The sequence below is a fragment of the Streptomyces sp. cmx-4-9 genome, from assembly GCF_046548835.1.
Lineage (GTDB): Bacteria > Actinomycetota > Actinomycetes > Streptomycetales > Streptomycetaceae > Streptomyces.
On sequence record NZ_JAEBEE010000011.1, the window covers coordinates 299,124 to 325,211 of the forward strand.

Consider the following 26,088-nt stretch of genomic DNA (forward strand, 5'->3'; position numbering starts at 1 on the left):
CGTGCGTGCCGCGGGATCAGCCCGCCGGGGTGCTGCCCCGGGTGGCGCGTCCGTACAGGGACCGGATGCCCTCGTCGAAGTAGACGCTGTACGAGGTCTCGTCGTCGCCGCCCCCGTCGCGGCCGCCGATCACGCCGATCAGGACATGGCCGTCGGTGAGCACCGGGCCGCCGCTGGTGCCGTTGGGCACGTCCGCGCAGTCCAGGCGCAGCTGCGTCGGTCCTGCGGGGCGGGCGGTGGTCCGGCAGTCCAGCGGCTGCTCCTGCCCGTTCGGGTAGCCCATGAGCCGGGCGGGCGCCGGCAGTTCGGCGCTGAAGAGGATCGTGGCGGAACCGGTGACGTCCTCCAGCCGCTGCCCGGGGTGCCCGGGCCGGCGCATCCGGAGGAAGGCCACGTCGTGGTCGGGGTCCTGGTCCTCTGCCCAGCGCGGGTCCAGGTCGATCCGGGTGGGCACCCAGACCCCGTACGGGGCCATGCCGTCGTGGTAGCCCGGGGCGAAGGCGAGGTTGGTGCGGAAGCCGCCGCGGTACACGCAGTGCGCGGCCGTCACGACGAGGTCGCCGCCGGGGGAGTGCACCACGCCGCCCGAGCAGTGGTGGTCGTCGTCCCCGTCGGCCCCGGGGGAGAAGAGGGCGCCGATCGCGGGCTCGGCCGGTGCGGGGCGGGCCTCCAGCGGCTCGGAGGGCTGCCATCCGGCGGTCCGCCAGTGCGCCGGCGCGTCCCCACCGAAGGCCTGGGTGTCCATGGGCGGCTCCGGGGCCTCCCGGGCGATGCCGTCGAGCACGGCGGACGCCGTCCGGTCGGCCCGCTCGGGGTCCTGCTGGTAGGTGCCCTGCGCCGCGTCCCCGTCGGCCCGCAGGGCCGTGATGTCCCGCATCTCCCAGGCGAACCGGGCCCCCACGACGAGGAGCGCTCCGAGGACGCCGGCGAACAGGGCGAGCCCCACGGTCCTCCCGCGAACCTTCCTGAACATCCTGCGCTCCCACCCCACTGCTGCACCCGGACCGATGCTTCCGACCCTTGTTCGATGGCCGAGCGGCAGCGGGGGTTGCCCCGGAGGGACGTGTCCGTGCTCACATCCCGGAACCCGTTGCCGATGGAGTTGCGGCCGTCGAAGCTTCCGCCAGGTGTGCGCGTCCCCCGGCGCAGAACTGGGCGAACTTCCTTCCGCCGGTGCCAGCAGCAGCCATGTACCGGTTCACGCAGCCGGTGGAGCGCGTGGCTACAGTGCGACCGACATCAGAACGCCAGATGAAGGGCAAGCTCCTTGACCAGTCGCGCTCCAAGGTTCGTGGGTCTGCTCCTGGCCGGTGCTGGATTGTGCGTGGCGGCAGTTGCCTCCCTCGCGGACGGCGGTGAAGGAGGCCCGCCCCTGGGGACTGCGGACGTCGTGGGGTCGTGGTCGGCCGTCGCCGGAGGAGGTATGACGGTCCGTGCCGACGGATCTGCGGAATTGGAGCTGCTGGCGGAGCCGACGGCGCGGTGCGGGCTGTCCAACGACTTCTACAGCGGGCCGGCGACATGGGTGTTCGACACCTTTCCCGACGAGTCGCCCGGTATCAGGTTCGACTTCTCAGGTCCTGAAACCGGCGACTCATGCAAGATCTACCTCATGGTATTCACCGACGAGGACGGCACCAGGGGATACCTCCAGCACAACGCTGCCGTGCGCTACGTACGTTCGGCCGTGCCTGCCGGCTGACCGGCACCCCCTCTCTGCATCCGCGAGACGCTCGGTGGCGTTCTTGCGAGCTGTTCGCCAGCAGGGGTGCGGGGTGTCCTGGTGAAGTCCTCCGCCCCGCCTGTGGCTTCACCCGGCGGGTGTGCGCAGGGCCACCGCACCGCAGTGTCCGTCCGGGACCAGGACGTCCGTCAGGGTCCAGCCCGGGACGGGGGCCGGGAGGGGGCCCGAACCCACGTAGTCCGCGGCCGGGTTCTCCGACAGCCCGACTCCCAGGCCCTTCAGGTACGCCTCCTTGCGGGTCCACACCCGGGTGAACGCGACGGGCCGCTCGCCGGCCGGCAGCAGTGCCAGCTCGGCCGCCTCCCGCGGGTGCAGGACGTCCGCGGTCTCCGCGATGGTCTGCGGCAGCACGATCTCCTCGACGTCGACGCCCACCGGGGCGGTCGCGAACGCCAGCAGGCTGATCCCGGTGCAGTGCGAGAGCGAGAAGTGCAGGGCGCCGCCCGGCAGTACGGGCCGCCCGTGCGGCTCGTCGCAGTGCGCGCAGGGCGCCCGTTCCACGACCACCTCGCGCGGGGCCGTACCCAGGTACGCGCCCAGCAGCCGGCGCAGCGCCACGTGGGCGCAGACGTACGCGTCCCGGTCGGCGGCCCGGACGAATTCGGCGGCCCGGGCGAGCTCCTGGGCGTCCAGGGTGCCCGGGGCGTGCCGGGCCGCCTGGGCCCGGTACTCGGTGGTGTCCACGAGCCACAGCTGCGGGCTCGCGGCGACGAGGGCCGCGCCGGCCGGCTCGGGGCCGGACAGCCGCTCGGGTACCAGGAGCGGGTGACCGGCCCGCGCCGTGGCGGGTGGGCCGAGGGTGGGTGTCGCGAGCGTCATGGGGGCCTCCTCACACGGTGACGGGGACGGGGAGCTCCACCGGCGCCGGCTCCTCGGCCTTGGCCGGCTGGCGCAGGGCCAGTACGGCCGCCACCGGCGAGACGAAGGCGATGGCACCGCACAGCAGCCAGGTGGTCTGCACGCCGAGGACCAGGGACAGGGAGCTGAACACGGCGATCGAGATCGGCGCGGTGCCGATGCCGGCGAGGGAGAGCGTGGACATGGCCGCGCCCATCCGGTCCTCGGGCGCCGACTGCTGGTACAGAGTGACGATGGCGGGCCCGTTGAGCCCCGACAGCAGGCCCACCCCGGCGGCGACGGCGGTCAGAGAGGCCACCGAGGGCATCAGGGCCATCACGAGGATGCCGGCGGCCAGGCCGGCCCCGGTCACCACGAGCCGTACGAACATGGGGATCCGGTGGGCCAGTGCGGCGCCCACCGCGCTGGAGCCGAGCGCGCCCACGCTGAACGCGGCCAGGACCACGCCCACCGCGCCGACCCCCCAGCCCCGTTCGGAGACCAGAAGCGGCAGGGCGACCTCGGCGGGCCAGCTGAACGCCATGTCCAGGCACAGGGCGGCGATGAACATCCAGCGGAGCCGGGGGTGGCGGGCCAGCAGGCGGAAGCCGTCACCGGACCGCTTGACCAGGGACACGCCGGGCTCGGGCTCCGGACGGACGAACCCGTGGGTGACGTGCAGCAGGCAGCCCAGCCAGATCGCGCCGGTGACCGCGCCGACCAGCATGGCCAGCCACAGTTCCCCGACGGTGATCAGGAAGGCCCCGGCGGGGGCGCCGAGGATGGGGGCGACGCGCAGCACCATCGCGTACAGGGAGTTGGCGCGGGCCAGTTGGTCGCCGCGGGCGAACATGGGGAGCAGGACTCCGGAGGCCGGCCCGGCCAGGCCCAGGAGGATGCCCTCGACCAGCGCGATCAGCACCAGCGGCCACAGTTGCTGGGTGGTGGCGGTGACCACGGCTCCGCCCGCGAGGAGGACCACCCGGGCGGTGGTGGTGCGCAGCAGGACGAAGCGCGGGCCGAGGGTGTCGGCCACGGCACCGCCGAAGATCAGCATCAGGGCGCGGGGGACCGTCGCGGCGAGCATCAGCAGGGTCACCGCGCCGGTGCCGCCGATCTGGACCGCGGTCCAGTTCATGGCGATGAGCAGGGCGAAGCTGCCGAGCTGGACGGCGGCCTGGCCGCCGACCAGGGAACTGACCCGGCCCCACTGGACCTGGTCCGGTGCCTTCGGCTGGGCGGGTGCAGTGGGTTGGGGGGTGTCCATGGGGCACCTGGTTTCTGTGAGTCGTGTGCGAAGAAGGAGGTGGGTGGGGAGGGGCGCAGGCCTCGGTGGCCGGTTCAGGCCCGGTACGGGTCAGCCGGCCGTGGCCGGGCCGCCAGTGCCGCGGCCACGGCCCGCCGGGCGGCGCGGACGAGGTCGCGGGCCCGCGGCGCCGGCCCGGGCGCGTCCAGCCGGAGGTGGCCGCCGAGGTGGCCGAAACCGGCCTGGGCCAGGGCCCGGTGGGCAGCGGCCGCGGCGGGGCCGGCGCCCCGCGTCTGGGTCACGGTGACCCCGGGGGTGTCCGCGAGGTGGAACCGGGCCCGTACCGGGCGGGGAACCGGGCCCGCGGGTCCGCGGCCGCCTTCCCGGCCCGCCGGCCCGCTGCCGCGACCGCTGCCACGGCCGCCGTCCCGGCCAACCGGCCTTCGGCCGGACCCCCCGCGCCGCCCGGGCCGCTCGCCCCCGCCGGGCCACTCGCGGCCGCCGGACCCGTTGCGCCGCCCGGGCCACTCACCCCCGCCGGACCCGTCACGCTGCCCGGACCCGTCGCGCTGCCCGGACCCCCCGCGCCGCCCGGGCCACTCACCCCCGCCGAGCCACTCGCGCCCGCCGGGCCTCCCGCGTTGGCCGGCCCGTACCGCGTCGGGAACGGGTCCCGCGGCGGGGCGCCGGGCGGGGGACCCGTCCCGGCCGGCCGGTCCGCCATCGCCGCCCGTCGGGGGCGTCATGCGCGGCCGCCGACCGGGACGGCCTGCGCCGGGGCAGGGGTGTCGGGGGACCACAGGTCCTGCCGGTCCAGGTCGGCCGCGCGGTACTTGCCCAGCGCGCTGACCAGGAGCCGGGTTTCCAGTGCCAGGGCCTCCACCAGCCGTACCAGGCCCTCCTGCGGGTCCTCGTCGACGGCGAGCAGCGCGGCCCGCCCCAGTCCCACCGCCGTGGCGCCCAGCGCCAGGGCCCGGACGGCCCGGCCGCCTTCCCAGATCCGGCCGGTGGCGAGGAGGTCCCCGCCGGGGCGGCCGATCCGGTGCAGGCACTCGCCCAGCGGCAGCCCTACCTGGTCGAGGAAGACCCGCGGGGCCCAGCCGGTGCCGCCCTCCGCGCCGTCCACGGTGACGGCGTCGGCGCCGGCCGCCCAGGCCGTGGCGGCGGCGTGCGCGATGTCCCGGCCGGGGTGGAACTTCACCCAGGTCCGGGCGAGCGGGAAGTTGTTCCGCATGAAACGCAGCTGCTGCCGCACGATCTCCTCGGTGAAGGTGCCGGGCGTGGCGCACCGCAGCCGCCGGCCGGGGTCGCCCAGCAGCTCCCGTACGGCGAACTGCCCGCCGAGGCGCTGGGCTTCGGCCGTGTCCACGACCGTCATCCCGCCGAGCCCGGGCTTGGCGCCCTGGCCCACCTTCAGCTCGAAGCCGAGCCGTCCGGAGTCGCGCAGGGCGCGGGTGCCGGGATCGCTGTAGAGCAGGTTCCACACCTCGGAGTCGGCGTCCTCGGTGGACTGCTGCACCACGACACCGCCGGCGCCCTCCGCGACCGCTTCCGCGTACGCCCCCACCCGCGCCAGCAGCGCCGAACGGGCGCCGTCGTCGGCGCGCCGGTAGCCGTGGACCGGCACCATGTTCTCGCCGACCACCATGGGGATGCCGAGCCGGGCGGCCTGCCGTGCGGCGGCCGTGCCGAGATCGCCGTTGCCCGCGCGGGTGGAGCCGAACGCCGAGAGATAGAAGGGGAGTTCGGCGTGGAAGCCGCCCACCGCGGTGCGCAGGTCCACGTCCTCGTACGAGGGTTCGCGGCCCAGCTCGATCAGCTTCTCCAGCCGGCGCGGCATGAACACCGGCGGCGCGATCCGCAGTGCGTCCAGGCCGTCGGGTGCCTGCGTCACCGCATGAAGGTCCGGCCCGGCCCCGTACAGCTGCGTGCCGTAGCCGTCCGCCGCCGGGAACACCTCGGCGGTCCCCGCCCGGGCCCGGGCCCGTACGGCCTGCTCCGGGAAGCCGGCTGCCCGCAGTCCCTGCGCCGCGTCCGATCCGGTCGCCCCGCTCACGGCGCGATCACCCCCGGCAGCTTCGGGTAGGCGCTGACCTGCCACAGGGCGTCCAGCCCGGTCAGGAAGCGGACGAGGCGCTGCAGGCCCATCCCGAAGCCCGCGCTGGCCTCGATGCCCTCGCGGGCCAGGTCCAGGTACCAGGCGTACTTCGCGGGGTTCTCCCCGCTCTCCCGCATCCGGGTGACGATCGTCGCGTAGTCGGACTCCCGCTCGCTGCCGCTGACCAGCTCCCCGTAACCGCCGTGCGCGATCAGGTCGAAGTTGCGCAGCACGCCGGGGCGTTCGGGGTCCTCCCGGTCGTAGAACCCGCGGGAGCCCTTGGGGTAGTCGTTGATGAAGAACGGCCGGTCGGACTCCAGGGAGAGCACCTTCTCGCCCTCCCAGTCGATCTCGGCGTCCGGGCTCTGCGGGTGCCCGTGCCCCAGCAGGCGCGCCACCGCCTCCCCGTGGGTGCAGGCGTCGAACTTGCCGGACCGCAGCTCCGCGAAGTCCAGTTCCTCCCGGCCCAGTTCGCGCAGCACCTCCGGGACCGCCGTCCACACGTGCTCCACCACGTGCGTCAGCAGTCCGGCGGCGATCTCCTGGACGTCTCGGCGGGACGCCCCGGCCATCTCCACGTCGATCTGGTGGAACTCCACCAGGTGCCGTCCCGTGGACGCCGTCTCCGGGGGTTCGACCCGGACGTTCGGTGCGATGTAGAACAGCCGCGGGAAGCCCTTCAGTGAGGCCTGCTTGTAGAGGATGGCGCTGGTCATGAGCTTGTACGGCTGGCCGTAGTAGTCGACGTCCAGCGCCTTCGCGCCGCGCCCGCCCGGGTCCGTGACCGGTCCGACCAGCGGCGGCAGCAGCTCCACGAAGCCCTCGCCGCGCAGGAACTCCCGCGCGCCGTACAGGGCTTCCTGCTGCACCAGCATCGCGGACCGCAGCTGTGGCGAGCGCAGGTGCGCGCCCAGCGGGGGAGGGGTGTGGATGTCCATGTCGGCTCCTGTGGGTGTCGGTGTGGGGTGGTCGAAGCTCTGTGCGGGCACGCGGAGGGGTGGCCGTGCGGGTGCGGGGCCGCCCGGGCGCCCGCGCCCGCTCACTCGTCCGGCCCCGGCGCGTCGTAGCGCCGGGCCAGTCCGTGCAGGGCCTCCAGCAGGCCGTCCGAGGTCATGGCGCGCCGCCCGCCCGGGGTGGTGTGCGCGGCCGCCGGCATCGCGCCCACCTGCGACCAGCGCAGCCGTCCGCCCGCGTCCACGAAGCTGCGCGAACGGCCGGCGTTGTCCGGGTGGAGGCAGTACGGGACGTCCAGTACGCCCCGCGCGAAGGCGGCGCGCAGGGCCCGCCCGAGGTCCTCCCCGAGGTCCAGGACGGCCTCCACGAAGGCCCGCGCCTCGGCGTACACCTCGCTGTCGGCCGGGTCCGGAGGTGCGGGCAGCCGCTCGGTCAGGGCCGCGGTGGCGGCCGCCGTCTCCAGGGCCCGGACGTTCTCCGGCACGGTCGGGATCCGGTGCGCCTCCGCGGCGGTCTTCACGATCAGCCGCTGCGCCCCGGCGCCCACCGCCAGCCGCGCCGAGGCCTCCAGCAGCCGGGTCGCGCCCCGCGTGGTGGCGGGGAAGACCCCCATGTACGTGTAGAGGACGACGTGCCGGTCCACGGTGGGCGGCAGGAACTCCTCGGCGAGTCGGCGCAGCGCCCGTACCGCCTCGGTGTCCTGCTGGGGGTCGGTCTGCTGGGCGTAGCTGAGGGAGACGCTGCGGATGCCGTGCTGGGCGAAGAACATCCCCTCCAGCAGGCTGAGTGCCACCAGCAGCCCGGGCGGGCAGAGCTGGCCGAGCAGGCAGCCGCCGAAGCTTTCCAGGTGGGGCACCCGGGGCGGCGGTGCCAGCGCGGAGAGCAGTTCGCAGCAGCGGGCCCAGTTGTCGACCGACTCGGCGAGCGGGGTGCGGCCGTAGGGCAGGCAGTACGAGACCGGCCCGCCTTCGGTGGCGTCGAGCCCGGCGGCGGTCAGCGCCCGGACGATGGCCTCGGGCCGGGAGGAGCCGTGCCGGACCTGTACGGGGAACCGGTCGTCGAGGACCCCGTCCAGCAGCCGACGGGTCCGCGCGGCGGAATGGGTGGCGATGGGGTAGCCGTTGAGCGGGGCGCCCTCGGCGAGCGCGGCGCGGGCGGCGGCGTGGGCGCCGACCCGGGTGTAGCTGTCGATGGTGAGGGTGCCGGCGGTGGTGGCGACGGCGGACTTGGTGCACTCCAACCCGGCCCGCATCCGGCGCGGATCGCTGAAGCCCATGCGGGGCTGGACGACGAGCTGTCCGGCCGCCGCGGCGCGGGCGACGAAGCTGCCGAAGGAGGGGGCGGCCCCCTGCTGCGCCGTGGCGGCGGCCGGCGGGCGCAGTGCGGTGGCGGTCATGCGACGGCCCGCGTGTCGGCCGCGGAGAACGAGCCCAGGAAGGCGCGGAAGGCGCCCACGTCACCGCCGTCGAAGACGGCGTCGCAGCCGGCGTCGAGGAGGCGGCCGCGTTGCTCCGGGTCGGCGGCGCCGGCGACGCCGAGCTTGCCGCCGATGACGACCCGGCCGGTGAAGCCCGCCCGGCGCAGCGCGCGGACCGCGCTCAACCCGTCCCGGTAGCCGTGCCCGTTGACACTGCTGATGACCACGAGAGCGGGCTCGTCCGCCGCACACACGGCGGTCAGCAGCTCGTCCGCCACACAGGGCCCCAGGTTGTGGACCGGGTGCCCGAGCTCCTCCAGCAGGAGCTGGAGGTAGACGAGATTCCAGGTGTGGGAATCCGATTCCGTGCCGGTGAGCAGGATGTTCACATTCCGTCGTCGCATACGCCGAATATAGAAAACCCCGAGGCCGCCGAGGGGAAGTTGGAGCGGCAGTATGGAGGAATTCGACGGCGTGACCCGGACCATCGAAAAAGCCGTGCCCCGCGGGTGCGGGGCACGGCTTCACAGGTGCTTGCCGGAAATTCAGGCGTACTGGGCGACCAGGCTCTTGGGGCGGATGTCCGTCCAGTTCTGCTCCACATAGGCCAGTGCGTCGGCCCGGCTGCCGGCCCCCCACACCGCGTCCCAGCCTGCGGGAACCGTGGCGAAGACGGGCCACAGGGCGTGCTGGCCCTCGGCGTTCACCACGACGTGGAAGGTGCCCTCGGTGTCATCGAAAGGATTGGTCATGACAGACTCCTCAATTTCTCGGAAAGGATACGGCCGATCAGTGCGAGGGGTTCCGGCTCACCCATTCTGGTGTGCGGGACCCCGATGACGTGATTCTCCACACGGCCCTCGACGTAGGGAATCCAGTGCTGTGCGAGAGTGTTCTCCGTCTCCCCGTCCTCGATGGCCGCCAGGAACAGCATGTCGGTGGCGACGCGGCGCGGGGCGTACAGGTTCATGATTTCGGCGTGGTTGATGGAGGCGCCGATGACGGAGCGGATCTCCCCGTCGGTGAAGGCGCCGAGCACCGGGTCCTTCAGGCGGACCAGGCCGATGAGGGCGTCCACGTCGAAGGGTGCGTCCGCCGGCTCGTCGGTGGCGTCCCCCACCAGCATGTCCCGTTTCTGCGCGGGGGTCATGCGGCGCCGCTGCGGCTCGGTGGGCAGCAGGTGGACGTCCATCATGCCCAGCAGCTCGGTGCGTTCCCCCAGCTCTGCGAGCCGCACGGCCAGCGCGTGGGCGACCGTGCCGCCGAAGGACCAGCCGAGGAACCGGTAGGGGCCGTGCGGCTGGACCTCGCGGATCAGCGGCAGGTAGTCCGCCACCATCTCCTCGACCGTCCCGGGCGAGTGGCCGAGCTCGCTCAGGGCCCGGGCCTGGATCGCGTACAGCGGCTGGTCCGGCCCCAGGTGCTGGGCCAGGCCCGCGTAGGGCCAGCCCACCCCGGTGCCGGGGTGGATGCAGAACAGCGGCCGCTGCGCGCCCCGGGGGTTGAGCGGGAGCACCACCCCCATCGGGTCGAAGCCGCTGGGCTCGTCGCCCAGCAGACCGGCCACCGTCGGTGTGCGGAACAGGTCCCGTACGCCGCGCTCCAGGCCCAGGACGCTGCGCATCCGGCTGACCAGGCGCACCCCGAGGAGCGAATGCCCGCCCAGGGCGAAGAAGTTGTCGTCGATGCCGATCCCCTCCACCCCGAGGACTTCGGCGAACAGCCCGCACAGGACCTCCTCCCGCGGGGTGCGGGCGGTGCGCCCCGCAGCGCGGACGGCGACGGCGGGCGCGGGCAGCGCCGCCCGGTCGGGCTTGCCGTTGACGGTCAGCGGGATGTCGTCCAGCAGCACCGCCGCCGAGGGCACCATGTGCTCGGGGAGTTCCTGCGCCGCCCACCGCAGCAGCGCGGCCTCGTCGAGGGTGTGGTCGGCGCGCGGGACGGCGTACGCCACCAGCCGCTTGCCGCCGGGCCCGTCCTCGAAGACCACGACGGCGATCCGGCCGACCCCCGGGTGGCGGGCCAGGGTCTCCTCGATCTCGCCGGGCTCGATCCGGAACCCGCGGAGCTTGACCTGGCCGTCGGCCCGGCCGATGAACCGCAGTTCACCCGCCGGGGTCCAGTGCACCAGGTCGCCGGTGCGGTACATCCGGCCGCCGTCCGCGGCGAACGGGTCGGCGACGAACCGTTCCGCGGTCAGCCCGGGCCGCCCCACGTATCCGCGGGCCACCTGCGTGCCGGCCAGGTACATCTCGCCGGCCACCCCGACCGGGACCGGGCGCAGCCGCTCGTCCAGGACGTGGACGCGGGTGTTGTCGAGGGCCGCGCCCAGGAAGACGCCGTCCACGACGCGCCGGTCGAGGGGGAAGCGCTGCTGGTGCGAGGCGAAGGTGGTCTCGGTCGGCCCGTACGAGTGCACCAGCACCGTGTCGGGGCAGTGGTCCAGGACCCGCTGCAGGGCGCTCGGCGAGGCGACGTCGCCGCCGGTCCACACCTCGTCGAGGAGCTTGAGGGTGTCCAGGCCCTCGTCGGCCATGATGTGGAAGAGGCCCATGGTGAAGTAGGCGGCGGTGACGCCGTAGGTGCGGACGGTGTGGTCGAGTTCGGCCACGTCCGTGCCGTCGCCGGGCGCGATGACGAGCCTGCCGCCGCCCAGCAGCGGCACCCACAGCTCGTACGTCGAGGCGTCGAAGCCGATCGCCGAATGGACCAGCATCCGGCGGTGGTTGGCGCGGTCCCAGCAGCGGTCCGTGACCAGCTCCACCACATTGCGGTGGGTGACGCCGACGCCCTTGGGGCGGCCCGTGGAGCCCGAGGTGAACATGACGTACATCAGTGCGTCCTCGCCCACCGCCACCCCCGGGTCGGTCTCCGGGTACCCGGGCGCCGGTGTGTCGACGGACAGCACCCGGGCGCCCGCGTCGAGCTGGCGGCGCACCGGCGCCGCACCGGCGTGCGCCTCCTGCGTGAGCAGGACCCGTGCCTGCACGTCCTCCATGACCATGGCCACGCGGGCGTCCGGCAGCCGCGGGTCCAGCGGGACGTACGCGGCCCCGCACTTGAGCACGGCCAGCGCCGCCACCAGCAGGTGGGGGCTGCGGTCCAGGAGCAGCCCCACCGCACCGTCCCGGACCACCCCGGCCTCCAGCAGCCGGTGCGCCAGGGCGTTGGCGCGGGCGTCCAGGTCCGCGTAGGTGAGGGTCTCCTCCTCGTACGAGAGCGCGATCCGGTCCGGGGTCCGCCGGGCCTGCTCCGCGAAGCGTTCGTGCACCAGCCCGCAGGCGGCCTGCGGCACCGAGGTGTCGTTGTACTGCGTGACCAGCCGGAACTCCTCCTCCGGCGACAGCAGCGGCAGGTCCCCGATCCGCAGCCGGGGGTCCTCGGCCACCGCCTCCAGGATGCGGGCCAGATGAGCGGCGAGCATCCGCGCCGTCGCGGCGTCGTAGAGGTCCGTCGCGTACTCCAGTACGCCGGCGAGCCCGCCCGGGCCGCCGTCCGCGGCCCGCAACTCCCGCAGCGACACCGTCAGGTCGAACTTGGTGAACCCGGAGGCCGCGCCGAGCGGGGTCCCGGCCAGGGCCGTGCCCGCGGGGGCCGGCGGCTCGTCCGGCTGGACCTGCACGATCGCCTGGACCAGGGGGTGGTGGGCGGTGGACCGCACCGGGTTCAGCTGCTCCACGACCAGGTCGAAGGGCAGGTCCTGGTGGGCGTAGGCCGCAAGGTCGGTGTCCCGGACCCGGTCCAGCAGTTCGGAGAACCGGGGGTCGCCGGAGGTGTCGCAGCGCAGCACGAGGGTGTTCACGAAGAAGCCCACGAGCTCGTCGAGCGCCTCGTCGTCCCGGCCGGCGACCACCGTGCCCAGCGGCAGGTCGGTGCCCGCGCCGTGCCGGGTCAGGGCGGCGGCGAGCGCGGCCTGGACCACCATGAACAGGGTCGCGCCGTGCTCGCGGGCCAGTGCCTCCAGCCGGGCGTGCGTCCTGGCGTCCAGCTCCAGCACGGTCGCCTCGCCGCGGTGCGAGGCTTCGGCGGGCCGGGTGCGGGCCGCGGTCAGCTCCAGGGCGGGCGGGGCGTCCGCCAGGGTGTCCTTCCAGTACGCGGCGTGCGCGGCGGCCGCGTCCCCGTCCAGGGCGGCCCGCTCCCACAGCGTGTAGTCCGTGTACTGCACCGGCAGGGGCGCCAGGGTGGGCGCCGAGCCCGCCAGCCGGGCCTCGTAGGCGGCGGCCAGGTCGCGGATCAGCGGCCCGGTGGACCAGCCGTCGGCGGCGATGTGGTGGACCAGCAGGACCAGCACCTGACCGGTGGGGCCGGCGCCGGGGCCGACGGGGTCGGCGGGGTCTGCGCCGTCGGCGCTTCCCGCGGCGACGGTGTCGATCAGCGCAGCACGCAGCGGGATGTCAGCCGCGAGGTCGAAGACGTGCCCGGCGGCCGCGTCGATCGCCGCCTCCAGCCCTTCCGGGGTGCTGGTGACCTGCTCCAGTACCGGCCTCGCCCCCGGCAGAACCCGCTGGTACGGCTGCCCGTCCACGGCCGGGTACACCGTCCGCAGCACCTCGTGTCGCGCGGCCACGTCCGCGAGCGCCTGCGCCAGCACGGCCGGCTCCAGCGGCCGCTCCAGCCGCAGGGCGAAGGGGATGGTGTAGGAGCGGCTCGGTCCCTCCAACTGGTCCACGAACCACAGCCGGCGCTGCGCGTACGACAGCGGGATCCGCTCGGGCCGCACCTGCTCGGGCACCTTCACCAGCGCGGGGCGTCCGGCCGGCGCGCTCTCCCGGACCAGCCGCACCGCCAGCTCGGCAGGGGTCGGGGCCAGGAACAGGTCCCGGATCCGCGCCTCGACGCCCAGCACGGCCCGGATCCGGTTGACCAGCCGCACCCCCATCATCGAATGCCCGCCGACCGAGAAGAAGTTGTCGTCCGGTTCCACCCGGTCCAGGCCGATGACCTCGGCGAAGAGCCCGCACAGCACCTCCTGGGCGGGGGCGGGCCCCCCGGCGGCGGCCGCCCCGGCCGACCGGGCCCGCTCCTGCTCCCGGCGGGCCGCCTCCTGGGAGGCCCGCAGCCCGGCGATCCGCAGGCCCTCCGCCTCCGTGAGCAGCGGGAGCGCGCCGGCGGGCGCGTACGGGTCCTGCGCGGCCCGGGCCAGCGCCCGCAGGAACAGGTCCAGCAGCAGCTGCGCCGTCTGCGCGTCGAACAGGTCCGCCGCGTACTGCCACCACACCTCCAAGGCACCGTCCGGACGCTGCACACAGGACACGTTGAGGTCGAACTTGGCTCCCTCCAGGCCGGGTTCGGCGAACCGGCCGGTGAGCGCGCCCCCGCCCAGCGAGAGGGCGGCGGCGCCGTCCTCCTCCTGCGCGGTCAGCATCACCTGGAAGAACGGGTTGACGGCCAGGGCCCGTTCCGGGGCGAGGTGCTCCACCAGCAGGTCGAAGGGGAGCTCCTGGTGCGCGTAGGCCGCCAGGTCCGCGTCCCGGGCCCGGTCCACCAGCTCCGCGTAGGGGGCGTCGCCGCTCGCGTCGGTGCGCAGCACCAGGGTGTTCACGAAGAAGCCCACGAGGGCGTCCAGGGCCTCGTCCCCGCGACCCGCGACCGGGGTCCCGATCGCCACGTCCGTACCGGCGCCCACGGCGGCCAGCGCCAGCGCCAGCGCGGGCTGCAGCACCATCAGCAGGCTCGCGCCGCGCTCCTCGGCCAGGGCGCCGAGCCGGCCGAGGGCCTGCGCGTCGAGCCGGGCCACGAGGGTCGCACCTTCCCCGGTGGGCTCCGCGGGCCGCAGCCGGTCGGCCGGCAGGTCCAGTACGGTCGGCATCCCGTCCAGGGCGGCCCGCCAGTGGTCCAGCAGCGCGGCCGGGTCGGCGAGCAGCTCCTGCTGCCACAGCGTGTAGTCGGCGTACTGCACCGGCAGCGGCTCCCAGCCGGGTGCGCCGCCCGCCAGCCGGGCCGCGTAGGCCTCCCCGAGGTCGTGCAGGAGCGGGGTGACCGACCAGCCGTCGGTGGCGATGTGGTGGGTCAGCAGCGCCAGGGTGGCGGAGCCGTCGCCGGGCAGGAACAGCCGGGCGCGGACCGGCAGGTGGCTGCCGAGGTCGAAGGTGCCCGCGCAGAACGCGGCCACCCGTCCCGCCACCTCCTGCGGGGCGCACTCCTGCACCACCAGCGGTAGCGGCGGCGCCGCCAGCACGTGCTGGTACGGCTCGGAGTCCACGGCCGGGTACACCGTCCGCAGCACCTCGTGGCGCTCCAGGACGTCGCCGAGCGCGCTCTCCAGGGCGGCCGTGTCGGGCACCGCGTCCAGGCGCACCACCACCGGCAGGTTGTAGGTGGCCGACGGCCCCTCCAGGCCCGCCAGGAACCACAGCCGCCGCTGCGCGAAGGACAGCGGGACCCGGTCCTCGGGGGGCAGCACCGGCCCGGCGAAGACGGCGTCGGCGTCCGGCGGGGTCCCGCCGCCCGCAGCCCGCAGCGAGGTGCGGTCGATCTTCCCCGAGGAGGTGCGCGGCAGCGGCTCCGTGCGCAGCACGACCGTGCCGGGGACGGCCGCGGCGGGCAGCTCGGCCCGGGCCAGCGCCCGCAGTTCCGCCGCGCCCACCCCGTCGTGCGCGACCACGAAGGCCACCAGCCGCTTGCCGCCGCCGGGGGTGTCCTGCGGGACGACGGCCGCCTCGCGGACCCCCGGGTGCGAGGTCAGCACCGACTCCACGGACGCCGGGTCCACCCGGTGCCCGTTGATCTTCACTTCGTCGTCGGCCCGCCCCTGGAAGCCGAGCTGTCCGTCGGGGCGCAGGGTCACCAGGTCGCCGGTGCGGTAGGCGCGCTCCCCGCCCAGCGAGGTGAAGCGGCGGCCGGTCAGTTCCGGCCGGCCCAGGTAGCCGTCGGCCAGCGCACCGCCCAGCAGCCACAGTTCCCCGTCGACCACCGCGGCCCGGACGCCCGGCAGCGGCGTCCCGATGGGGACCGGGCCGCCCTCGTACCCGGAGAGGTCGGCGACCGTGGCGACCACGGTCGCTTCCGTCGGCCCGTACGTGTTCAGCAGGCGCACCCCCGTCCCGTCCACGGAGCGCCGCCACTGCGCCACCCGCTCGGGCAGGGCCGCTTCCCCGCCGATGACCACCGTGCGCAGGGTCGGCGGGAGTTCGGCGACCCCGACGGCCAGGGCGTGGGCCAGCTCGTGCCAGTAGGCGGTGGGCAGGTCGAGCACCGTGATGCCGTGCTCCCCGCACCCGGCCAGCAGCCCCGGCACGTCCAGCATGTCCTCGTCGCGCAGGACGAGCACCGCGCCCGAGCAGAGGCTCAGGAAGACCTCCTCGACGCTGGCGTCGAAGTGCAGCGGTGCGAACTGCAGGACCCGGTCGGCGGAGGTGACCCCGTACCGCTCGCCCGCCCCGGCCGTGAAGTGTGCCAGCGCCCCGTGTCCGACGACCACGCCGTTCGGCGTGCCGGTCGACCCGGAGGTGTAGATGACGTAGGCGCAGTCCTCGGGGACCCCCGGCCCGGGGAGCACGAACTCCCCCTCGGCCGCCTCGACGGCGGTGCCCGCGCAGTCGGCGAGGATCGCGGCGTTGCGGGCGGGTGGCGCCGCGGGGTCCAGGGGCAGGTAGGCGGCACCGGCCCGCAGGGCGGCGAGCAGCCCCACCACGGCCTCGATCCCGCGCGGCCTGCTGACCGCGACCAGCCGGCCCGGCCCGGCCCCTTCCCGGGCGAGCTCGTCGGAGCGCAGGGCCACCGCCAGCGCGAGCTGCCCGTACGTCATCCGGCGCGCACCGTGCACCAGCGCGGTCCGCTCCGGCCCGGCGAGTACCTGGGCGTCGAACCGGTCGAGTACGTGCGGTGCCGGGCGGATCGCCGGGCCGCCGTCCAGGACGGCGGCGGCGGTGGGGGCGGTCGAGGGCATCGCGGGGCCTCCATGCGAGGGGACGGGGTGCGGAGCGGACTCCGTGGCTTCCACGCTAGGTACGCCCGGCGCCCCCGGAGGGCAGTCGCCCCGGCAGCTCCCGGCGCCCGTCCTGCCGCCTGCGACTGCCGCCCCCGCCGCCATGGCTGCACGGCCACGGCTGCCCGGCACGCCGGCCGCTCAGGAGCGGACCCGGGCGCCCCCGTGCGTGCGCCGCCGCAGGGCGGGGGCCGGGGCGGCCGGGGCGGCGGGAGCCGCCACCAGGAGGGCCGCCAGCTTCGCCGGCGTCGGGTGCCGGAACACCTCGCGGAGGGTCAGCTCCCGGCCCAGCTCCGCCCGCACCCGGTTGACCAGGCGCACCGCCAGCAGCGAATGCCCGCCGGACTTGAAGAAGTTGTCGTCCGGGCCGAGGCCCCCGCTGTCCAGCACCTCCGCGAACAGCCGCAGCACCGTCGCCGCCACACCGGCCTCCCGGTCCGCCCGCCCCGAACCCGCCGGATCCGGGGCGGGAACCGCCGCCGGGGCCGCCCGCGGCAGGCGCACCGTCGCGGGCACCGCGTACTCCGGGAGGCGCTCCGCCGCCCAGGCCTGCAGGTCGGCCTCCGTGACCGCGCCGCCCTGCACGTGCGCCGTCAGCCGGCCGTCGACCACCTCGGCCCGCGCCCGGGTCACCGCCGGATGGGCCGACAGGACCGCCGCCACGTGCTCCAGGTCGATCCGGTACCCGCCGGCCGACGGGCGCTCGCCCCGGACGTCGGCCGGGGCGGGCAGCTCCGAGACGCGGCGCCCCGGATCCGCCGAGAACAGCTCCAGGGCCGACACCAGCAGGGCCGCCAGCCGCTCGGCGCCCGCCGCCCCGTACAGGTCGGTGGCGTACTCCAGCACCCCCGCCAGCCCGCCGCCCGGGACCTCGGTCAGCGCGAACGTCAGGTCCGACTTGGCGGTGTGCGACCCGTGGGGGAGCTCCGCGCCGGCCAGCGGCCCGGACCCGTCGGCGGCCACGGCCGCCGGATTGACCTGGAGCATCACCTGGACCAGCGGATGGTGGGCGGAGGACCGGTGCGGGTTGAGGTGCTCCACCAGCCGGTCGAAGGGCAGGTCCTGATGGGCGTACGCGGCCAGGTCCGCCTCCCGCACCCGGTCCAGGAGCTCCCCGAAGGCCGGGTCCCCGGCCGTGTCCGTGCGCAGGACCAGGGTGTTGACGAAGAAGCCGACCAGTGTGGACAGCGCGTCGTCCGAGCGGCCCGCGACCGTGGTGCCCAGCGCGAGGTCGCTGCCCGCGCCGAGGCGGGTCAAGGACGCGGCGAGCGCCGCCTGCACCACCATGAACAGGGTGGCTCCGTGGGCGTGCGCGACCCGGGTCAGCCGCCGGTGGACGCCCGCGTCCACGGTGAAGGCGGTGACCGCGCCGCGCCCCGAGGGCTCCGCCGGACGGTGCCGGTCCGTCGGCAGGTCCGTCAGCGGGGCCAGCCCCGCCAACGCCTGCCGCCAGTGCTCCAGTTCGGCGTCCGCGTCGGCCAGCAGCGCCCGCTGCCACAGGGTGTGGTCCGCGTACTGCACGGGCAGCGGGGACCAGCCCGGCTCCCGGCCGGCGAGCCGCGCCGTGTACGCCGCCGCCAGGTCGGCGAGCAGCGGGCCCGTGGACCAGCCGTCCGCTGCGATGTGGTGCAGCAGCACCACCAGCGTCTGCGGCCCCTCACCGTCCGGAAGGAACAGCCAGGCCCGCAGCGGAAGGTCCCGGGCCAGGTCGAACACGTGCCCGGCGGCCTCGTCCACGGCCGCCGCCACGTCCGCGGGCCGCGCGAGCTCCAGCTGCGGCCGGGCCCCGGACAGCACCCGCTGGTACGGCTCGCCGTCGCAGCCCCCGTACACCGTCCGCAGCACCTCGTGCCGCTCGGCGACGTCCGCGAGGGCCGCGGCCAGCGCCGCCGGGTCCAGCGGCCGCTCAAGGCGCCGCACCAGAGCGATGTTGTACGCCGGGGACGGGCCCTCCAGCTGGTCCACGAACCACAGCCGGCGCTGCGCGTACGACAGCGGGATCCGCTCCGGCCGCTCCCCGGGCGGTACGGGCACCAGGGCGGGCCGGGTCACGGCCGCACCGCCGGGCTCGCCGAGCCGCCGGTGCAGGGCGGCCGGGGTCGGCGCCAGGAACAGGTCCCGGATCCCCGCCTCGACTCCGAGGACCGCCCGGATCCGGTTGACGAGCTTGCTGGCGAGCAGCGAATGGCCGCCGCTGCGGAAGAAGTTGGCGTCCACGGCCACGCTCTCGCGGCCCAGCAGCTCGGCGAAGAGCCCGCAGAGGATCTCCTCCCGCGGGGACGGCGCCGGTGCGGCGGAGCCCGCCGCCCGGCCCGCTGCCGCGGCGCGTTCCTGCTGCGCCGCCCGCTCCCGCTCCGCGGCCTCGGCGAGGGCGGCCCGCTTCGACGCCAGGACGTCCTGCTCCGCGGCGCGGACCAGCGCCAGCTCGCCCAGCCTGGCCTCCGGGGCGTCCGCGAACGCCTCCAGCGCCCGCACGTACACGTCGAGCAGCAGCCGCGCCGTGTCCGCGTCGAACAGGTCCTGCGCGTACTGCACCTGCACGTCCAGCCCGGCCGGAGCGCCGTCCCCGGCGCGGCGCTCCGCGCAGTGGAAGCTCAGGTCGAACTTGGCGGCGCCCAGGTCGGTGCTGCCCGCGCGGCCGGTGAGCCCGCCGAGGCGGAACCGGTCCTGCGCCGCCTCCTGCACGGTCAGCATCACCTGGAAGAAGGGGTGCTCGCCCAGCGCGCGGCCGGGCTCCGCCAGCTGTTCCACCAGCAGCGCGAACGGCAGGTCCTGGTGGTCGAAGGCGGCCAGGTCCGCGTCCCGGACCCGGTCGACGAACGCGCCGACGGCAGGATCGCCGGACAGGTCGGTGCGCAGCACCAGGGAGTTGACGAAGCAGCCCACCAGATCGTGCAGGTCCTGGTCGGAGCGGCCCGCGACCGGGGTGCCGATCGCCAGGTCGGTCCCCGCGCCGGCCGCCGACAGGGCCGCGGCCAGGGCGGCCCGGGCCACCATGAAGAAACTGGCCCGCCGGCCGCGCGCCAGCGCCACCAGACCCCGGTGCGCCTGCGCCCCCAACCGGGCCTGCTCGGCGCCGGCCCGCCCCGAGGGCTCGGTCGGACGCGGCCGGTCCGCGGGCAGCTCGGTCCGCGCCGGCATGCCGTCCAGGGCCGCCCGCCAGTGGTCCAGCAGCCCGGCCGGATCGGCCAGCAGCTCCTGCTGCCACAGCGCGTAGTCGGCGTACTGCACCGGCAGGGGCCGCCACTGCGGGGCGTGGCCCGCGCACCGGGCCGCGTACGCCTCGCCCAGGTCCCGCAGCAGCGGGGCGAGCGACCAGCCGTCGGTGGCGATGTGGTGGACCAGCAGGACCAGGACCGCGCCGTCGCCGCCCGGCAGCAGCAGCCGCGCCCGGAACGGCGGACGGGCGGCCAGGTCGAACGTCTCCCGGCCGAGGTCCGCGACGAGGTCCTCCAGCTCCCCGGGGGCGCACTCGGACACCTCCAGCAGACGCTCCGGCACGGGCACCACCTGCTGGTACGGCTCCCCGCCCGCCGACCCGTACACCGTCCGCAGCACCTCGTGCCGCTCCAGCACGTCGGCGAGCGCGGCCGCCAGGGCCGCCTGCTCCGGCACGGCGTCCAGGCGCAGCACCAGCGGGGCGTTGTAGGCGGCCGAAGGCCCCTCGATCCGTCCCACCAGCCACAGCGCCCGCTGCGCGGCGGACAGCGGGACCCGCTCCGGCCGGGCGCCCGGCGGCACGGCCGCCAGCGCGGGCCGGGCGGCCGCCGCGCCGCCGCTCTCCGCGAGGCGCCGGTGCAGGGCGGCCGGGGTCGGCGCCAGGAACAGGTCGCGGATGCCCAGTTCCAGGCCGAGGGAGCCGCGGACCCGGTTGACGAGCTTGCTGGCGAGCAGCGAATGGCCGCCGCTGCGGAAGAAGTTGGCGTCCGTGTCCACACCGTCGCGGCCCAGCACCTCCGCGAAGAGCCCGCACAGGATCTCCTCCCGGGGCGACAGCACGTCCCGCCGCACGGGCCCGGCCGCCGCGGGAGCCGGCGCCGGCGCGGCCCGCAGCCGCTCCCGCCGCCCGGCCAGGGCCTGCGCCTGTCCGGCGTCCAGCAGCGCCAGGTCCCCGACCCGCCGCTCGGGGCCCTCGGCGAAAGCCGTGAGGGCGCGCCCGTACACGTCCAGCAGCAGCCGGGCCGTGTCCTCGTCGAACAGGTCGGTGGCGTACTGCAGGGCGACGTCCAGGCCGTCCGGCCGGCCGTCCGCGGCGTGCCGCTGCGCGCAGTACCAGGTCAGGTCGAACTTGGCCGCGTCCAGGTCGACTTCGCCGAGCCGGCCGCGGATGCCGCCCAGGGACACCGGGCCGGCTGCGCCGCTTCCCGCGTCCACGGTCAGCATCACCTGGAAGAACGGGTGGTGGCCGAGGGTCCGTTCGGGGCTGAGGTGCTCCACCAGCAGGTCGAAGGGCAGTTCCGCGTGCTCGTACGCCGCCAGGTCGGCCTCCCGGACCCGGCGCAGCAGCTCCCCGGTGTCCGGGTCCCCCGACACGTCGGTGCGCAGGGCCAGGGAGTTGACGAAGAACCCGACCAGTTCGTACAGGTCCTCGTCGGGCCGGCCGGCGACCGGCGCGCCGATCACCACGTCCGGGCCGGCGCCGACGGCCGACAGGGCGGCCGCCAGAGCCGCGCGGGCCACCATGGTCAGGCTCGCCCGGTGGGTGCGGGCCAGGGCGAGGAGACCCCCGTGCACGGCCGCGTCCAGCCGGGTGGTCACCGTCGCCCCGCGCCCCGACGGCTCGGCGGGGCGCGGCCGGTCGGCCGGCAGGTCGATGGAGGCCGGCGCCCCGGCCAGGGCCTGCCGCCAGTGCTCCAGTTGCTCCCGGGCCAGGCTGTCCGGGTCGGCGGGGTCACCGAGGAGTTCTTGCTGCCACAGGCTGTAGTCCGTGTACTGCACGGGCAGCGGCTCCCACCCGGGGGCGCGGCCCGCCAGCCGGGCCTCGTACGCCCGGGACAGGTCGCGCAGCAGCGGGCCGGTGGACCAGCCGTCGGTGGCCACATGGTGGATCAGCAGGACCAGGACGGAGGTCCCGTCGCCGGGCAGCAGCAGCCGGGCGCGCAGCGGCGGTTCGACGCTGACGTCGATCGCCCGGCGGACGAACGCGGCGACGGCCGCCCCGACCTCGCCCGGCGCACACCGGACGGTACCGGGGCCGGGCACGGCGGACGCGTCCAGCACCTGCTGGTACGGCTCCCCGTCGGCGCCGGCCGCCAGCACGGTGCGCAGCACCTCGTGCCGCTCCACCACGTCCGCCAGGGCCGCAGCGAGCGCGGCGGCGTCGGGCTCCGCGTCGAGGTGCAGCACGACGGGGGCGTTGTACGTGGCGGACGGCCCCTGGAGGCGGCCCAGGAACCACAGCCGGCGCTGGGCGAACGACAACGGGATCACGGTCATGTCCTTAGCGGTCCTGGCTCGCGGTGGCGGCCACGAGCGTGTCGAGGTGGGCGGCGAGGTCGCGCAGGCGCGGGTTGGCGTACACGGCCTTCACCGGAAGGGAGACGCCCAGTTCGGCGCGGACCCGGGACACCAGCTTGATCGCGAGCAGCGAATGGCCGCCCAGCTTGAAGAAGTTGTCGTCCGGGCCGACCTGCGCGGCCCCGAGGACGGCCGCCCAGACACCTGCGATCAGCTGCTGCGAGGACGTCATGCCGGCCCCGGCGGTGCCGGCCGCGGACGGGGCGTCCGCCGGTTCGGCCGGGGCGGGCAGGGCCGCCCGGTCCAGCTTGCCGTTGGTGGTGGTCGGGAAGCGGTCGAGGGCGACGAAGGCGGCCGGGACCATGTAGCCGGGCAGCACCGCGCCGAGCCCGTCCCGCAGGTCGGCCGCCGTCGCCGGGCGGTCGCCGGCGGCCCGGTGGTAGGCCACCAGCCCGGGGGCCCCGTGCACGTCCTCGCGCAGCACGACGGCTGCCTCGGCGACGCCCGGCAGAGCGGTCAGCGCCGCTTCGATCTCGGGGAGTTCGATGCGGAACCCGCGCAGCTTCACCTGCCCGTCGGCCCGCCCCAGGTACTCCAGCCGGCCGTCCGGCAGCAGCCGCACCAGGTCGCCCGTCCGGTACATCCGGCCGCCGTGCAGCGGAGCGTCCCCGCCGAGGTCGGCGACGAACCGCTCCGCCGTCAGGCCCGGCCGGCGCCGGTAGCCGCGGCCCACCCGCGGGCCCGCCAGGTACAGCTCCCCGCTGCCCCCGGCCTGCACCGGGTGCAGCTTCTCGTCCAGGACCCGCATCCGCAGGCCGGGGAGGACCGCGCCGATGTGCGGGTCCTCGCCGGGGGAGACCCAGCCCGCGGTGGAGTCCACGGTGCACTCGGTGGGCCCGTACAGGTTCACCGTGCGCAGGACGCCCTGGGCGGCCCGCTCCCCGAGCCGGCGCCACAGCGCCGGGCTGACCGCCTCGCCGCCGATCAGCAGGGTCAGCGGCCGAGGGCCGCCGTCCGCCGTGAGCAGGTCCAGCAGCGGGTCGGCGTGCGAGGGGGTGATGTCCAGGTCCGTCAGGGCCTGCTCGTCGACGAGCCGGGCCAGCAGCGCCGGGTCCGCGCGGGTCTCGTCGTCGATCATCACGAGGGTGTCGCCGCGGCAGATCCGCACCCACTGCTGCACCGACGCGTCGAAGGACGGTGAGGCGTTCCAGCCCACCCGCCCGCCGTCGGTCACGGCAATGCCCGCTCCCTCCAGCTCGGCCAGCAGCGCCGAGGCGGCCGCCCGGCCGATCTCCACGCCCTTGGGGCGGCCGGTGGAGCCGGAGGTGTAGATGACGTACGCGAGGGCGTCCCCGGACACGGCCACGGGGGCGTACGCCTGCCCGTCCGTGCCCGGGCCGGCCAGCTGGGCCATGCTCAGGTGCGCCGTGCCCGGCGCGAGCGGCGCGGCTGCGGCGTCCGCGGTGACGACCAGGTCGGCGCCGGCGTCCTCGACGAGGTAGCGGCGCCGCTCGGCGGGCAGCTTCGGGTCGACGGGCAGGTAGGCGGCGCCCGCGGTGAGCGTTCCGATCAGCGCGGCGACCAGGTCGGCGCCGCGCGGCAGGCACAGGGCCACCACGCTTTCCGGTCCGATGCCGCGGGCGGCGAGCCGCTCGGCGATGCGCATGGCCTCGGCGCGCAGCGCACCGAAACTCAGCTCGCGGTCGGCCGCGACGACGGCGGTGCGGGCGGCGGGCACGAGGGCGAGGCGCGCCAGCAGGTCGGCGGGGGCGTCCGGGGCGGTACGGGTGCGGGGACGCTCGGGAAGGACAGCGGTCACGGTGGTCACTCCCCGGTGAAGACGGTGGTGGACGGCTGGGTCTGGGGGGCGCAGTCGGCCAGCGCGACCGGCTCGCCCATGGCGACGAGGATCTTCCGGTCGCCCTTGTAGGCCTCGCGGCCGTGCGCGCACAGGATGTTGTCGACGAGCATCAGGTCGCCCTCCTGCCAGGTCTCCCGTACGGTCACCCGGTCGTAGACGGCGTTGATCGCGTCGACCTCGGCGTCGGTCAGCCGGGTCCCGTCGCCCAGGTAGGTGTTGAAGGGCAGCCCGTCCTCCCCGTAGGTGTCCACCAGGACCTCGCGGATGTCGGGGTCCAGGGTGCGGCTGTTCCAGAAGGCGAAGTGGTTGAACCAGGTCTTCTCCCCGGTCACCGGATGCGTGACGATCGCCGACCGGCGCTGCCGGGTGATCATCGAGTCGTCCTCCTCGACCCACTCGTAGCCGACGGTGTTCTCCTCGCAGTACGCCTCGGCCACAGCCTTGTCCTCGGTCGCGAACGTCTTGTACCAGGGCAGCCCGGCCAGTTCCGAGTAGTTGCGCACGAGCAGCCAGCCGGCCCGCGCGAACCGCTCGACCAGCTCCGGCGGCAGCAGGCGCAGCGCCTCCCGCATGTCGCCGACGGTGGTGGCGCCGCCCTCGGCGGGAGCCGTCACGCAGCCGAAGAGCAGCACGCCGGGGAAGTCGAGGGTGTAGCTGTTCTCGTTGTGCAGCCGGATCGGCTGCACAGCCGGCAGGTCGGTGGAGGAGAACACGCCCTCGCCGAAGTCGGTGCGCGGGGTGGCCTTCTCCTTGTACCCGGCGCGCCGGACGATCAGGGCGTCGCGGGCCGCCGCGAAGGAGGCGGCGTCCTCGACGGGCAGCCCGCGCAGCAGGACGGCGCCGCTGCGGTGCAATTCGGCCTGGATGGCGGCGCGGTGCGCGGTCAGCCAGGCGACGGCCGTCTCCAGGTCGGCCCCGGCCGGGGTGGCGACGACGACGGGCTTGCCGGGCTCGCGGACCGGGCTGATCCCGGTCTCGGCGGGGGCCTCTGCGAACGTGGTCATGACAGTCCTCACAAGGAAGGCAGAAGGGAAGAAGGGCAGGAGCGGAGAAGGGGAGCGGAGACGCGAAGGGGAGGGCCGGCCGGAGGGTCAGGCCGCGGCGGCCGCCGTGCGGCTGCCGACCACCGGGTCCAGCAGGGCGAAGAACTCCGGCAGCTGCTGCTGGAAGTAGAAGTGCCCTCCCGGCAGGACGTACGAGGAGAACGGCGCGTCGGTGATCTGCGCCCAGCGGCCGAGCGAGGCCGCGGGGGCCACCGGGTCGGCGTCCCCGCCGATCACCGTGACCGGGCAGGACACCCGGGCCGCGGACTCGGCGCAGCAGTACACGTCGTCGATGGCGAAGTCCGCACGGATGGACGGCAGGATGATCTCGCGCAGCTCCGGCTCGTCGAGGATCCCGTCGTCGGTGCCGCCCCGCTCCTTGATCGCGGCGACCAGCTCGTCGTCGCTCAGCCGCTCCGGGTACACGGCGCACGGGTTGGCCAGGAACGGCGCCCGGCAGGCCGAGACCACCAGCGCCCGCGGCGCACGGCCGGCCGCCTCCAGGGCCCGTACCACCTCGAAGGCGACGAGCGAGCCCATGCTGTGGCCGAGGACCACCAGGTCGTCCGCGGCCCCTTCCGGCAGCGCGGCGACCACCGGGCCGGCCAGGTCGGCGATGTCCCGCGGCAGGTCCTCGGCGAAGCGGGCGCCGCGGCCCGGGTACTGGCCGATGAGGAGCCGTACATCGGCCGGCAGGTGGGCGCGCCACTCGGAGTACGCGTGGGCGTTGCCGCCGGCGTGCGGCAGGACCAGCAGCGAGGTGCGCTGCGGCCCCTCGCCGGGCAGGTCCCAGACCACGTCGTCGGGGGCGGGGGTGAAGGTCTGGGGCTGGTCGTGGCTCATGAGGAACTCCGTTCCTGTTCGGTGCGGCGGCGCAGCGCGGGCCTGGCCCGCCGGGGTGCGGGCCGGTCCCCCTGCAGCTGCGTCCCGATGTGCTGCGCGAGGGTGGCGGGGGTGGGGTGCTGGAAGACGTCGCGGAGGGTGAGGGTGACGCCGAGGGTGGTGGAGATGCGGTGGGTGAGGCGGGCGGCGAGGAGGGAGTGGCCGCCGTGGTCGAAGAAGCTGTCGTCGATGGACAGCGGGCCCGGCACGTTCAGCGCCTCGGTGAAGAACGTGCACACGGACGCTTCGAGCGGGGTCCGCGGGGTTCGCCCGCCGACCGTGGTCACCGCTTGCGGCGCGGGCAGGGCCCGCTTGTCGATCTTCCCGTTGGGGGTCAGCGGCAGCCGGTCCATCATCACGACGAAGGCGGGGACCATGTGGTCCGGGAGCAGCGTGCGCAGCCAGAGGCGGACGTCCTGCGGGGAGAGCTCGGGGGCGGTGGACACCACGTACGCCGTCAGCTGCGGGGTGCGGTGGTGGTCGGGATGGGTCGTCAGGGTGGCTTGGGTGAGGTGGGGGTGGGTGGTGAGGACGGTTTCGATTTCGGTGGGTTCGATGCGGAAGCCGCGGATTTTGATTTGGGTGTCGGTGCGGCCGGTGTAGTGGAGGTTGCCGTGGGTGT

The 26,088-nt window shown here is 75.4% G+C and carries 16 protein-coding genes; 1 reads left to right on the top strand and 15 read right to left on the bottom strand.

Annotated elements, in window-relative coordinates; all coding sequences use genetic code 11:
- Window positions 1-16: 16 nt before the first annotated feature.
- Window positions 17-973 carry a trypsin-like serine peptidase gene (locus tag ACLJTM_RS31535; protein ID WP_411107194.1) on the bottom strand — a complete coding sequence of 319 codons (957 nt, stop codon included), beginning with the start codon at window positions 971-973 and terminating at the stop codon, window positions 17-19.
- Window positions 974-1,423: 450 nt separating this feature from the next.
- Here ACLJTM_RS31535 and ACLJTM_RS31540 point away from each other — a divergent pair, with 450 nt between their 5' ends.
- Window positions 1,424-1,702 (top strand): hypothetical protein, encoded by a 279-nt coding sequence (locus ACLJTM_RS31540; RefSeq protein WP_411107195.1) that lies wholly within the window; start codon window positions 1,424-1,426, stop codon window positions 1,700-1,702.
- A 108-nt stretch (window positions 1,703-1,810) separates the two neighbouring features.
- Here ACLJTM_RS31540 and ACLJTM_RS31545 read toward each other — a convergent pair whose 3' ends face one another.
- The 14 genes from ACLJTM_RS31545 to ACLJTM_RS31610 all read right to left on the bottom strand — a co-directional run.
- Window positions 1,811-2,563 (bottom strand): 4'-phosphopantetheinyl transferase family protein, encoded by a 753-nt coding sequence (locus ACLJTM_RS31545; RefSeq protein ID WP_411107196.1) that lies wholly within the window; start codon window positions 2,561-2,563, stop codon window positions 1,811-1,813.
- A gap of 10 nt (window positions 2,564-2,573) precedes the next feature.
- Window positions 2,574-3,848 (bottom strand): MFS transporter, encoded by a 1,275-nt coding sequence (locus ACLJTM_RS31550; RefSeq protein WP_411107197.1) that lies wholly within the window; start codon window positions 3,846-3,848, stop codon window positions 2,574-2,576.
- 74 nt (window positions 3,849-3,922) lie between these two features.
- Window positions 3,923-4,129: a hypothetical protein gene (locus tag ACLJTM_RS31555; protein ID WP_411107198.1), complete on the bottom strand. Its 207-nt coding sequence runs from the start codon at window positions 4,127-4,129 to the stop codon at window positions 3,923-3,925.
- Window positions 4,130-4,569: 440 nt separating this feature from the next.
- Window positions 4,570-5,883 carry a glutamate synthase-related protein gene (locus ACLJTM_RS31560; RefSeq protein ID WP_411107199.1) on the bottom strand — a complete coding sequence of 438 codons (1,314 nt, stop codon included), beginning with the start codon at window positions 5,881-5,883 and terminating at the stop codon, window positions 4,570-4,572.
- The gene (locus tag ACLJTM_RS31565; RefSeq protein ID WP_411107200.1) at window positions 5,880-6,863 is read right to left on the bottom strand and encodes an asparagine synthetase A; all 984 of its coding nucleotides are present in this window, start codon (window positions 6,861-6,863) and stop codon (window positions 5,880-5,882) included. Before ACLJTM_RS31565 ends, ACLJTM_RS31560 begins: the two co-directional genes overlap by 4 nt.
- A gap of 101 nt (window positions 6,864-6,964) precedes the next feature.
- Window positions 6,965-8,275: a methylaspartate mutase gene (locus ACLJTM_RS31570; RefSeq protein WP_411107201.1), complete on the bottom strand. Its 1,311-nt coding sequence runs from the start codon at window positions 8,273-8,275 to the stop codon at window positions 6,965-6,967.
- On the bottom strand, window positions 8,272-8,700 hold the full coding sequence (locus ACLJTM_RS31575) for a cobalamin B12-binding domain-containing protein (protein WP_411107202.1): 429 nt from the start codon (window positions 8,698-8,700) through the stop codon (window positions 8,272-8,274). The genes ACLJTM_RS31570 and ACLJTM_RS31575 overlap by 4 nt, the downstream gene beginning before the upstream one ends.
- A 141-nt stretch (window positions 8,701-8,841) precedes the next feature.
- Window positions 8,842-9,048, bottom strand: a complete 207-nt coding sequence (locus ACLJTM_RS31580) for an MbtH family protein (RefSeq protein ID WP_411107203.1) — start codon at window positions 9,046-9,048, stop codon at window positions 8,842-8,844.
- A complete protein-coding gene (locus tag ACLJTM_RS31585; protein ID WP_411107204.1) occupies window positions 9,045-16,184 on the bottom strand; it encodes an amino acid adenylation domain-containing protein in 7,140 nt (2,379 codons plus the stop codon). Before ACLJTM_RS31585 ends, ACLJTM_RS31580 begins: the two co-directional genes overlap by 4 nt.
- A gap of 180 nt (window positions 16,185-16,364) precedes the next feature.
- The gene (locus tag ACLJTM_RS31590) at window positions 16,365-21,659 is read right to left on the bottom strand and encodes a condensation domain-containing protein (RefSeq protein WP_411107205.1); all 5,295 of its coding nucleotides are present in this window, start codon (window positions 21,657-21,659) and stop codon (window positions 16,365-16,367) included.
- A gap of 4 nt (window positions 21,660-21,663) precedes the next feature.
- On the bottom strand, window positions 21,664-23,499 hold the full coding sequence (locus tag ACLJTM_RS31595) for a non-ribosomal peptide synthetase (protein WP_411107206.1): 1,836 nt from the start codon (window positions 23,497-23,499) through the stop codon (window positions 21,664-21,666).
- Between the two features lie 5 nt (window positions 23,500-23,504).
- Window positions 23,505-24,545: a TauD/TfdA family dioxygenase gene (locus ACLJTM_RS31600; protein ID WP_411107207.1), complete on the bottom strand. Its 1,041-nt coding sequence runs from the start codon at window positions 24,543-24,545 to the stop codon at window positions 23,505-23,507.
- Between the two features lie 87 nt (window positions 24,546-24,632).
- Window positions 24,633-25,427, bottom strand: a complete 795-nt coding sequence (locus ACLJTM_RS31605; protein ID WP_411107208.1) for a thioesterase II family protein — start codon at window positions 25,425-25,427, stop codon at window positions 24,633-24,635.
- On the bottom strand, window positions 25,424-26,088 hold a 665-nt coding region (locus tag ACLJTM_RS31610), incomplete at its 5' end, for a phosphopantetheine-binding protein (protein WP_411107209.1). The genes ACLJTM_RS31610 and ACLJTM_RS31605, both read right to left, overlap by 4 nt.